11 protein-coding genes are annotated in these 11225 nt (G+C 71.9%); 2 read left to right on the top strand and 9 right to left on the bottom strand.

Annotation, left to right across the window (positions count from 1 at the left end; genetic code table 11):
• Positions 1-142: 142 nt before the first annotated feature.
• Positions 143-763, top strand: a complete 621-nt coding sequence (locus DLJ58_RS32805) for a ribonuclease FAU-1 family protein (protein WP_124862780.1) — start codon at positions 143-145, stop codon at positions 761-763.
• A 12-nt stretch (positions 764-775) separates the two neighbouring features.
• Here the strand turns inward: DLJ58_RS32805 and DLJ58_RS32800 are convergent, their stop codons facing one another.
• A complete protein-coding gene (locus DLJ58_RS32800) occupies positions 776-1768 on the bottom strand; it encodes an RICIN domain-containing protein (RefSeq protein ID WP_124862778.1) in 993 nt (330 codons plus the stop codon).
• A gap of 253 nt (positions 1769-2021) precedes the next feature.
• Between DLJ58_RS32800 and DLJ58_RS32795 the strand changes: the two genes are divergently transcribed.
• Complete coding sequence (locus DLJ58_RS32795; RefSeq protein WP_124862775.1) at positions 2022-3050, top strand: helix-turn-helix domain-containing protein; 1029 nt, start codon at positions 2022-2024, stop codon at positions 3048-3050.
• A gap of 71 nt (positions 3051-3121) precedes the next feature.
• On the opposite strand, the gene DLJ58_RS32790 is transcribed toward DLJ58_RS32795, so the two are convergent.
• The 8 genes from DLJ58_RS32790 to DLJ58_RS32755 form a co-directional block, all read right to left on the bottom strand.
• Positions 3122-4912, bottom strand: a complete 1791-nt coding sequence (locus tag DLJ58_RS32790) for a carbohydrate binding domain-containing protein (RefSeq protein ID WP_124862772.1) — start codon at positions 4910-4912, stop codon at positions 3122-3124.
• 178 nt (positions 4913-5090) lie between these two features.
• Positions 5091-6152: an ABC transporter permease gene (locus tag DLJ58_RS32785; protein WP_124862769.1), complete on the bottom strand. Its 1062-nt coding sequence runs from the start codon at positions 6150-6152 to the stop codon at positions 5091-5093.
• A complete protein-coding gene (locus tag DLJ58_RS32780) occupies positions 6149-7042 on the bottom strand; it encodes an ABC transporter ATP-binding protein (protein ID WP_124862766.1) in 894 nt (297 codons plus the stop codon). The genes DLJ58_RS32785 and DLJ58_RS32780 overlap by 4 nt, the downstream gene beginning before the upstream one ends.
• Before the next feature lie 80 nt (positions 7043-7122).
• On the bottom strand, positions 7123-7839 hold the full coding sequence (locus DLJ58_RS32775) for a response regulator (RefSeq protein ID WP_124862763.1): 717 nt from the start codon (positions 7837-7839) through the stop codon (positions 7123-7125).
• A complete protein-coding gene (locus DLJ58_RS32770; RefSeq protein WP_124862783.1) occupies positions 7836-9173 on the bottom strand; it encodes a sensor histidine kinase in 1338 nt (445 codons plus the stop codon). The genes DLJ58_RS32775 and DLJ58_RS32770 overlap by 4 nt, the downstream gene beginning before the upstream one ends.
• Before the next feature lie 122 nt (positions 9174-9295).
• Positions 9296-10246 (bottom strand): permease prefix domain 1-containing protein, encoded by a 951-nt coding sequence (locus tag DLJ58_RS32765; RefSeq protein ID WP_124862760.1) that lies wholly within the window; start codon positions 10244-10246, stop codon positions 9296-9298.
• Positions 10243-10584, bottom strand: coding sequence for a PadR family transcriptional regulator (locus DLJ58_RS32760; RefSeq protein ID WP_124862757.1), 342 nt, complete (start codon positions 10582-10584; stop codon positions 10243-10245). Before DLJ58_RS32760 ends, DLJ58_RS32765 begins: the two co-directional genes overlap by 4 nt.
• A 131-nt stretch (positions 10585-10715) precedes the next feature.
• Positions 10716-11225: hypothetical protein (locus tag DLJ58_RS32755; protein WP_244219229.1), on the bottom strand; the 510-nt coding region annotated here is incomplete at its 5' end.

Here is an 11225-nt window from a genome sequence, read left to right as displayed (position 1 = left end):
CTCACCCCGCCGCGCCGCCGCCCCACCCCGCCGCGATCTTGCACTTTCTGACCCGACACACCGGGTAACACCTGGCATATCGCCAACAGAAAGTGCAAGATCGCGGCGGGACGTGGGGACGAGGGGACGTGGGGAGTGTCGCGTGGTGGCAGCGCGGTTCGCGCCTGGTGACACCGTGGTACGACGTGAGGTGCTGCGGGGTGAGGTCTGGTTCGGCTGCCCGACGATCTGCGTCGAGGATTCGCTTGACCTGCTCGCCCTCTACCTCCCACCGGGGGCCGAGTTCGGCTTCCCCAACACGGGCGTCTTCCCCTGCGGGCGGCACCCGTGGGAGGCCGCCGGGCACCGCTCCTGGTCCGGGCACGGCAAGCTGATGCTGCAACGCCCCGGTGAGGCCCACTCGATCGACGTGTTCTGGACCGGGCCGGGGCGCGACTTCGCCGGCTGGTACTTCAACCTCCAGGACCCGGTGCGGCGTACCCCGATCGGGGTGGACACCCTGGACCACGAACTGGACCTGTGGTGGGCCGCGGACGCCGACCGGTACGTCTGGAAGGACGTGGAGATGTTCGCCCAGCGCCTCGTCGAGGGGCGCTACCCGGGCATGGCGGACGCCATCCAGGCCGAGGGTGACCGGATCGCCGCCCTGCTCGACGCCGGCGAGCGCTGGTGGGACCCGTCGTGGGCCACCTGGCAGCCCGACCCCACCTGGACGGCGCCCCCGCTGCCCGCCGGCTGGGATCAGGTGCCACCCGCGCGCTGAGCGGCGCCGACGTCAGTCACCGGGCAGCGCGTTGACCAGGAACACCTGATCCGGGCCGCCGGTGCACGGCTCGACCAGCGCCGCGTCCGCCACGGCGCTGTCGTCGTCGCGCAGGCCGACGCACAACTCGCTACGGTCGGGCCGGATGCGGTACGCGTCGGGCGTCGCTCCGGTCGGTTCGAAGTAGAACACCTGCTTCGACCTACTCGCGCTGCAATCATTCTCGTTCCAGGGTTCGAGCAGGTTCCGGCCGGGATCCTCCTCGCGGATGGTGAGGCAGCCCTTCCCGAGCACCGGGTGGACCCAGTGGATGAAGAACATTCCGTCGGCCACCGGTTCCAGCGAGGTGTCCGGTGGGGTGGCCTCCGTGCAGGGTCGCTGGACCGCTATCTCCTTGGTGTACGCGCCGGTGCGATCGCGACCCTCGGTGAGGCAGAGGTGCGGGCTGCGGACGGGGCGGATCTGACTGCGCCCTCCGCTCGGCGAACGGGCACCGCCACCCGCCGATGCGGTCGGATCGGTGGTTTGCGCGGCCTTTCCCTGCTCGTCGTCGCGTCGCTCGATCCAGAAGCCCACGCCGAGCGTGGCCAGCAGGGCGACGACGAGCAGCGCCAGCGGCGCGGGCCGCGCGAACCAGCGTGGGCGGGCCGGGTCGGAGTGCTCCGGGGCCACGGTCGGGACCGCGTCGACCGGCGGTGGGTCCGCTGCCGGCGACGGCGGGGCCAACTGACCTGCCGCGAGGCGGTGCCGGGCCCGTAGCCACGTCTCGACCTGATCTTCCGCGCCGCACGCCCGCACGAACGCGGCCACCACCTCGGGGCGCGGGAGTGTGGACCGGCGCAGGATGTCCGCCGCGGTGCTGCGGGCCAGCACGTCACCCGTCGACGCGGCACGCTGCTCCAGTTGCCGGTAGGTGAGCCTCGACCGGTCCTTGAGCTGGCGCAGCATCTCGACGAACTCGGCCGGGTCGGACGCGTCGTCCGGGCGTAGCTCCCCCGTGGTCATCGCCCGATTCTCCAGACCCCACGGACGCGAGGGCAAATCGGGTCCCGGCGACTGTCCGAGATGGTCGGACAGGATCCGGACACGCTGCCGTGAGCTGCCCGGACAGCCCAGCGCGGCGACCAGGGCATTGTCCTGGCCGACCGGGTTACCTAGCGTCTTTCTTCGATGGCCGCGCCGCTGACCGGTGTACGGCCGACGGGCTCGCGCCGGCACGGGTTCGGGCTCGACCACACCAACGACACGGGGAGATTCGATGGATGACGCTGTCCGGGATCCGGTGCCGCAGGCGGCCACGGCGGGGGAGTACGTGGCGTCGCTCAGGGAGGTGCGGCGGCGTTCCGGTCTGACCTATCGGGAGCTCGCCCGGCGAGCCTCGGCAGCCGGACACTGGCTGCCGCCGAGCACCCTCGCGACGATGCTGGGGCGGACGGCGCTGCCCCGGGAACGCACCGTCGTCGCGCTGCTGGCCGCCTGCGGCACCCCGGCGGTCGAGGTCGACAGGTGGCTGGAGACACGGCGGGACCTGGAGGCTCGCCTCGGCGAGCAGGGTCGAGGGGAGAGTGACGCGGCGCGGACCCCTGCCGGCGCGTCCACTACCGTCGCGGCGAACATCCGCCCGAGCGTCGGCACTGCTCCACCGCGACCCGAAGCGCCCTGGCCGGCCCGTCGCTGGCTTCGGCTGGCGCTGCTGGCGGTGTTCGGCGTCCTGACGGTCGGGGCGGCCGGGGCGCTGCGACCCGTCGCGCCTCCCACAGTGGACGGCTCGCCGACCGTCGGCTGCCCGGAGGTGCTGCGCCAGGGCATGTACGGCCCCTGCGTGCTGCGCCTCCAGGAGCATCTGGTGGCCGACGGGCTCACCGTGCCGGTCGACGGCTGGTTCGGCCCGGACACCACCAGCCGGGTGATGGTGTTCCAGGCGTTCGGCGCTCTGCCGGTCAGTGGCACCGCGGACGAGCGGTTGTTCGACGAGTTGGCGGGCGATCGCAAGGTGCCCGCCAGCTGGTCGGAGGACCGGATCGGCAAACATCTGCGGCGAACGTTCCCGGAGGACCCGGCCGGGGCGGTGCGGGTGGCGCGCTGCCTGTCCGGCTTGGATCCGTACCGGGTGGAGGTCGGCGAGGACGGAGCACGGCGCTGGGGGTTGTTCCAGTTCAGCGACATGGAGGTGTCCCGGTTCGGCGTCGACCGCCAGACGGCGCTGGACGCGGCCTGGAGCATCGGGACGGCACGGGAAATCTGGTCTCGTACCGGCGGCTTCGGCCACTGGAACTGCGCGGCGTAGCGGTCACGCGTGACGCTCCCCGCCCGGTCCACGGACCGGACGGGGAGCCCCCCGTCATCCCGACTGACGATTCACGGTCGCAGGCGGTTGGCGAAGACGTACGCGCCCACGGAACGGCCGGTGGCGAGCCCGGCGTCCGCGTCGAACCGATAGTGCACGCCGAGGTAGATCCGGCTCAGCGCGTTCTCCTCGGCGGCGTGGTCGAAGCCGGTCATGTGCCGGATCACGTCCACGGCGTGCGGATCGTCAGTGGTGGCGTCGAAGGCGATCGCATCGGTGCCGAAGAACCTCTTCATCACCGCGGACCAGGCCCCCGCGAAGGTGGCGTGCCCGGAGATGTAGGCCGGGAACGCCGGCGTGTACGGCACCCCCTCGCGGGTCTGCGACAGCGGCTGCCAACCGGGGCCCTCCATTGCCTCGATCGCCGTCACCGGTCGCCACAGGTCGATGGGCGTCTGGTACTTGGCGTCCCAGGCGGCGATGGCGGCGTCGGCGAGGGCGAGGGCGACCAGCCCGAAGAGCCGGGCGTTGGCCAGGATGCCGAGCTGACGCTGCTCCGACACGATCCGGGTGTGCGAGAAGAGTTGACCCGGCGGCTTGTACGTGCCCCCCACGTCGTTGGCCCAGAAGAACGCGATCTGCGTCTGGTCGGCGGTCCGCAGTGCCGACGTCCGACCGCCGTAGTCGCGGATCTCCTGCACCTGGGTGTCGTATTCCTCCTTGCCGAGCAGGTCGTCGTACCCGGTGGCGCCAGCCGGTAGACCGGGCCGGAACTGCTGGCCCGAGGTGAGCGCGAACGGGGTGACCAGTCCCCAGTTCGGGCTGACCGCCGCCTTGCCGTTGGTCGGCCGCCACGAGCCGGGTACGCCGTCCAGTTGGTACGGCGTGTCTTTGTCGGAGCCGTCGTTGGCGCGGGCCTGGAGGTTGGCGGCGGCCGCCGCCGCGCCGACGGTGTCACCGCGCGCCTCTTCGGCGTCGTTCACCCCGGACGGCCGGCGCGCGACAGCGGCGGCGAGGGCCTGGGAGTAGGACTGGCCCTGACCGCCGTACAGGGCGGTCAGCACGTCGTACGCGGCCCGGTCGATGGCCGCGTGCAGCGACGGCGCCACGACGTTGTCCATGGTGCCGGGGTAGCTGACCGGAACACGTACCCGGTAGGGGTTGCCGACCCCGGTGACCGAGACGGCGGCGTCGTGCATCGCCGCGTGCAGGATGGCGGCCTCGCGGGACGAGGAGGTGGGTGGCAGATCCAGCGCCTTGTACGTGGCCAGCAGGACACCGTTCCAGTACAGGATCGGGTCGGTGGCCGGGTTCACGGCCAGCGGGGTGAGCGAGATGTTGTCCAACCGGACCGTCGAGGCGGCCTGGCCGCCAAAGTGGAACAGCAGCACCGCCTTCGGGTCGCCGAACGGGGACGCGAAGTCGAAGCTGAACCGGCGCAACGAGGACGTCAGCGTGACGCTCTGGTCGACCGCGGAGGTGAAGGGCGTATCCGCCCGGGAGACCGAGACGCGCAGGGAACGGCTGACGTCGGCCGCGGCGTCGAACTGCAACCGGTACGGTTGCGCGGCCGTCACCCCGAACTCGAAGTGACCGACCAGGTCCTCCCAGACGGGCCTGCCCACCGTCGCGCTGGTGCGCACGCGCAGTTGTCCGGCGTTGACAGTGGTGCTGGTCGAGGCGAGCCGGGTCCACCAGGGCTGCGTGCTGCCGTTGTCGAACGTGCCGTTGAGGATGAGGTCGCCCGCGGCGGCGGCGGCCGGCGCGGGGCGGACGAGGGCGGTGAGGGTGCTCGCGAGGGCGACCGCGAGCACGGCGCTGAGCAGACGACGGAGTTGCCGTGCGTTGATCGGTGGGGACATCGAGAGCCTTTCCGGTCCGGAAACCGGCGACGACCAGGTCGTTGCCGTGAGGATCGGCTCAACGTAGGAGGGTTCGCGCTGTTCAGGGCCACCGAACAGCGCTCGGAACGGTGCCGTACGGCAGCGGGCGCCGGCATCCGATCAGGACACCGACGCCCGCGCGGGGCGGCCCGCTGGCTCAGCCGATCGTCTCCCGCTCCCGCCAGGCGGTACGCAGCGAGGTCCGGCCGTTGGTGCGCAGCAGTGACCCCTCGTACACCCGGGCCCCGGCGATTACGAACGCGCCGGCGGCGAGCACCAGGAGGACCAGTGAGACGATCGGCTCCCAGCCGGCCGCGTCGCCGGTGAAGAGCCGCAGCGGCATCGCCGTGGGCGACGAGAACGGCAGGTAGGACAGCACCCGCATCGCTGTGGCGTTGTCGTTCAGGAAGATCACCGCGAAGAACGGCAGCATGACGGCGAGCTGCACCGGCGTCGAGACGGCGGCGACGTCCTCCTGCCGGTTGGCCAGCGCGCCGGCCGCGGCCCACATGGCGGCGAGCAGCACGAAACCGATCAGGAAGAACGGTACGAACCAGCCGATCGCCGGGGCGAGCAGGCTGAGCAGACCTCCGCTGTCGCCGATCTGCATGCCGAGCACGGCTACCACGGCGATGAGCGCGATCTGTGCGAAGGCCAGGATGGCCCCGGCCACCACCTTCCCGGCCAGCAGGGCCCGGACCGGCACGGCGGCGACCAGGATCTCCACGATCCGGGTCTGCTTCTCCTCGGTGACGCTCTGCGCGATCTGCAGGCCGAAGGTCTGCGAGGTGATGAAGAAGACGAAGGCGAAGACGAACGGCACCAGGAACGCCACCACCGGGTCGACCGCGTCCGGGTCGAGCAACTGCACCGGCGGCGAGCTGCTCAGCGCCTGGACCACGTCGGTGGGGGATTCGTCCATCGCGAGAACCTTCGGACCGGAGACCACCGCCGCGTCCACGTCACCGTCGCGGACGGCCTGCTCGGCGGCCTGGTCGTCGGCAACCACGCGGACGTCGAGTCCGGCGTCCCGCAGCGGCCCGGCTGCCTCCTGGGTGACGGCCACAGTGTCCGGGCCGCCGGAGAGCAGCGGCGGCAGGATGGTGCCCGCCGCCGCGATCAGCAGAAAGAACAGCGTGCCGAACAGGAAGGTGCGGTCGCGCAGCTTGACCCGGATCTCGCGTTCGGCGACCAGCCGGGTGGCCTGGGTGACGTTCACTGGGTGACCTCTCGGAAGATCTCGGTGAGCGAGGGGCTGACCGGGCGGAAGGCGCGGACCGCGCCGCGCGCGAGGGCGGCCCGCAGCACGGGCTGTTCGTCGGTGCCGGCCGGCAGGTCGAAGACCACCCGCGCGCCGTCCAACTCGACAACTGTCACCCCGGGGTGGTCGCGTACCCAGCCGGCGTCGTGCTCCACGACCAGCTCGAAGCGGGGCACCGTGTACGAGTCGCGCAGCTGCTGCCGGCTGCCGGCGGCCCGGATCCCCCCGTCCCCGATGATCACCAGGTCGTCGCAGAGGCGCTCCACGACGTCGAGCTGGTGACTGGAGAAGAGCACCGGCGCGCCGGCCGAGGCCCGTTCCCGCAGCACGGCCACGACGGTCTCCACGGCCAGCGGGTCGAGGCCGGAGAACGGCTCGTCGAGCACCAGCACCTCGGGGTCGTGCACCAGCGCGGCGGCGATCTGGGCGCGCTGCTGGTTGCCCAGCGACAGCGTCTCCAGCAGGTCGTCGCCGCGCTCGCCGAGCCCGACGCGGTCCAGCAGCGCGTCGGTGGAACGTCGTGCCGCGGCGGCGTCCAGCCCGTGCAGCCGGCCCAGGTAGGCCACCTGCTCGCGGGTGGTCATCTTGGGGTAGAGGCCCCGCTCCTCCGGCATGTAGCCGAAGCGCTGGCGGTCCTGCCGGGTCAGCGTGGTGCCGCCCCAGCTCACCTCGCCAGCGTCGGGGGCGAGCACACCCAGGATGATCCGCATGGTGGTGGTCTTGCCGGCGCCGTTGGCGCCCACGAAACCGGTCATCCGGCCGGCGGACACCTCGAAGGACACATTCCTGAGCACCTGACGGTCGCCGAAGCTGCGGTCGACGCCGTCGAGGCGAAGCGTTCTGGTCACGCACTCACGCTAGATCGATTACGGCGTTGCGCCGTCCGCCCGGCGGGTGAGCCGGCGGGTCCACCTCGCGGCGGACGCCGTCAACCGCCGGGGCGGACCACCCCGTTCTCGTACGCGAACACCACTGCCTGCACCCGGTCACGCAGGCCGAGCTTGGCCAGTACCCGACTCACGTGCGTCTTCACCGTCGCCTCTCCCAGGTGGATGGCCGTGGCGATCTCCGCGTTGCTCGACCCGGCGGCGAGCAGCATCAGCACCTCCCGTTCGCGCGGGGTCAGCTCGGCCAGCGCGGCATCGGCGTCCGGGCCCCGGTGGGCGGTGCCCGCCGGGTCGCCGGGTCGGGCGAAGGTGGAGATCACCCGGCGGGTGATCTCCGGGGCGAGCAGACCGTCGCCCCTGGCCAGCACCCGGATCGCCTCGATCAGCTCCTCCGGCGTGCCGTTCTTGAGCAGGAAGCCGCTGGCCCCGGCCCGCAGCGCCGCGAACAGGTAGTCGTCGCGGTCGAAGGTGGTGAGGATCAGCACCGCGGGCGCCCCGGGGCCGTCGGCGACGATCTGCCGGGTGGCCTCCAGGCCGTCCATCCCGGGCATCTCCACATCCATGAGTACGACGTCGGGGCGGGTGGCTCGGGTCATGGTGACGGCCCGTTCGCCGTCGGCGGCCTCACCGACCACCTCGATGTCGTCCTCCACCTCCAGGATGACCCGGAAGCCGGTACGGACGAGGTGCTGGTCGTCGGCGAGCAGCACACGCACCGTCGGCCCGGTGTCGGGTGCCCGCTGGGCTGCCGCGCTCATGCCGACGGCTCCGCGCCGGATGCCGCCTGCTGTCTGTCGCTCGGCTCCCGCTGTGGGCCTATCGGTCGGTCCGGCGACGCGGGCAGGGGGAAGCGGGCGCGGACCCGCCAGCCGCCGCCGGTCCGTGGCCCGGCCTCCAGGTCGCCGTCGTGGGCGGTGACCCGTTCGCGCATGCCGATCAGGCCCAACCCGGCGGTGTCGGCCCGACCGCCGCCCCGCCCGTCGTCGGTCACGTCGACCTCCACCTCCCGGGCCAGGTACCGGACCCGCACGTCGAGCAGGGCCGCCTCGGCGTGCTTCAGGGTGTTGGTCACCGCCTCCTGCGTCACCCGGTAGGCCGTCTGGGAGACCGATTCGGGCAACGCGACCGGGTCGCCGTACACCCCGAGGGTGGCCGTCAGCCCGGCGGCCCGAGCCCGCTCGACCAGCTCGTCGATCCGTTCGACGCCGCCAGCCGTCGGCGGCGCGGCGTCGGTGCCGGCGGAGGTCCGCAGCACGCCGAGCATCCGACGCAGCTCGTCGACGGCGGTGCGGGCGCTCTGCTCGATGGCGGTCAGCGCGGTGCGGGCCTTGCCCGGGTCGCGGTCGAACACCCGGCGGCAGGCGGATGCCTGTACGCCCATCACCGACACGTGGTGGGCGACCACGTCGTGCAGCTCGCGGGCGATCCGGACGCGTTCGCCGAGCACCGCCCGTTCCCGGGCCTCGGCCTGCGACCGGCGCAGGTCCTCGGCCTGGGCGCGCAGCTCGTGCTCGCGGCGCGCGGCCACCCACGCGGTCTCGCCGAAGAAGTACGCGAAACCGAAGACCAGCACGTTGAGCAGCACACCGTTGACCATCGCGGCGAGCACCGGTGGCACCGGCCCGACCGCGTCGGCGAAGGTGTCCGCCGGGATGTGGTCGATCATCACCGCGTAGTAGAGCCCGAGCCAGGCGAACATCGTGGCGATCACGCCGATCCGCAGCCGGCGGGACAGTTGGCGGTCCTGCCCCCAGGCGCCCAGCGTGTAGAGGGCGCAGAACAGGGCGCCGGCGGAGAACTGGGTCTCCGGGGCCGATCGGGCCTGCGAGGCGATGAACGCCACCGCGACGATCAGCAGGGTCGTGGCCGGCCAGCGTCGTCGCCAGATCAGCGGGAGGGTCACCGCGACGGTCCAGAACAGCTGCTCCGGCCCGGACGGCGGTGGGCCCAGCAGGAACGCGCCGGTGCTGCGCGCCAGGGTCAGACTGACCAACGCCAGCCCGGTCATCCCCAGGCCGATCCAGAGGTCGTTTCGGCGCTGCTCCGCCGTCGGACCCGGACGACGCCATTCCGGTCGCGGTGCCACTGTCATCCAGGAACGATGCCACGCCGCCCACCAGGCCCGTCGACCGGGCGGGCTCGTGTCGGTCCGGTCGCGTCGACGGGCGGCGGCCCGGCGCGAGGTACGCGCCGGGCCGCCGTCTCTGGTGTCGCTCACGCGGTCGTCTGCTGGCGGGTCTTCCGGGCCGTGTCGATCAGGTCCCAGACCACGATCGCGGCCGCGCCCACAGCGATGGCCAGGCCGAGGCCTTCCCGGTTTTCGGCCTCCGCCACCCAGCTCAGGCGCTTGGCCAGGGCCGGGTTGAGCAGTCGGTCGGAGAGTGCGAGCCAGGCCAGCGGCACCGCGAACGCCAGGTCGAGCAGCACCTTCGTGCCGAACAGGGCCCAGGTCCAGCGGTCGATCCGGTACTTCACAACCTCGAAGATCACACTGAGCGCCAGCACCCCGATCAGCGCCGGCAGCCAGAACGACCACAGAGCCGGGTCGAGGATCGCGATGTTCTCGCCGTCAGTGCCGCTCACCCAGGAGTGGTAGTGCTGAAGCGGCAGGTACGCGATGGTCAGCACCAACATGATCACGGATGCGATGGTGTCGGCGAGGGGGATGCCTCGTCGCGCCGGCGCGTCGGGCAACTGGTCGACCGTCCACTCCGGCAGGTCAACGGCCGTCTGGGTGCGCTCGATGATCGCGAAGGTCACTGTGAGCCAGAAGGCGATCTGCACTGCCACCTGCATGGCCGCGACGATGCCTGGCCCGATGGCGCCGAAACCCTTTCCTTCCGCCGCCTCGACCACTGTGACGATCGTTCCGACGAGCGCCGGGATGAAGCTGAGCAGCAGCTTCAGCAGCCGCAGCCAGAGCAGATAGTAGGTCGGGCCGATGAGCTGCAACCGGCGGTCGGCGTACCGGGCGGCCAGCACGTCGGGGTTGCCCAGCTCGGTGAGCACCTCCCGCTCGGCGGTGGCGGCGTCCTGCCCGCCATCGGTCCGGCCCTCGATCATGTCGTCGATGGAGGCCCGCAGCTCGGTGGCGATCTCGTCGCGGCGCTGGGTGGGCACCGATCGCAGGGTGGCGGCGAGGTAGCGGTCGGTCAGGGTGTTCATCGTTCCACTCCTTGGATCAGGCCGGTGATGGAGGTCTGCACGGCGGCGAGGTCGTCGAGGAGCCGGTTCAGCATCGACTCGCCCTCGTCGCTGGTCCGGTAGAACTTGCGCGGTCGGCTCTCTTCGGTGTTCCACTCGCTGGTCAGCAGCCCTTGGTCCTCGAGGCGGCGCAGCAGCGGGTAGAGGGTGTTGGCGTCGACCGGGAAGCCGTGGTCGCTGAGCCGTTGCAGCAGTGCGTAGCCGTAGTCCGGTCGGCGTAGCGCGACCAGGCTGGCCACCACGACGGTGCCTCGACGCAACTCCTGTAGGTGCGTCCGTAGAACGTCCTCGCTAACCATGTGTCACACCATAGTGTGTGCCACACAGTGTTGTCTACCCCGACATCATCGTGTCCGCCCAACCTCCGTTTCGGGCTGATGCGACGTGCGGGGCGCCCGGTCGACACCGGGCGCCCCGCACCTGGGAAAACTCAGCAGGACACGCCCTGCCGGAAGTTCCGCTCGACGAAGCTGGCCGGGCCGACCTGGAAGTAGCCAACCCCGGGCCGGATCGGGTGCCCGGTGAACAGCTCCACCCGCGACCCCACCCGGACCAGGTACGCCTCGGCGTCCCCCGCGTCGTTGCGGATCAGCGAACCCCGCCGGCCGTAGATCGCCTCCAGCTCGTCGAAGGACATGCCGACCGTGGCGCCGGCGGGGGACTGCGGCGGCGCGGTGGCCGTACCGACCTCCACCAGCCGCCCGTCGCGGAAGGCCAGCAGGATCACGCCCGCCCAGGAGCCGGTCGCGCCGGCGTGCACCACCCCGCCGCAGGTCGGCACGGTCCAGTCGATGTGCCCGTTGGTGGTGAGCGACGCCAGGCTGGTGCCGATGCGGTACACGCCCACGCCACGAACGCCGAGCACCTGCGGGTGGCTGTGCCCGGCGGCGACGGCGGCCGGACCGCGGGCCGAGGCGGGCGCGGTGCCGCCGGGCACAGC

The organism is Micromonospora arida (assembly GCF_003857035.1).
Lineage (GTDB): Bacteria > Actinomycetota > Actinomycetes > Mycobacteriales > Micromonosporaceae > Micromonospora > Micromonospora arida.
Note: the sequence above shows the minus strand (reverse complement) of the source record. Positions and strands in the feature narration are given on the sequence as shown.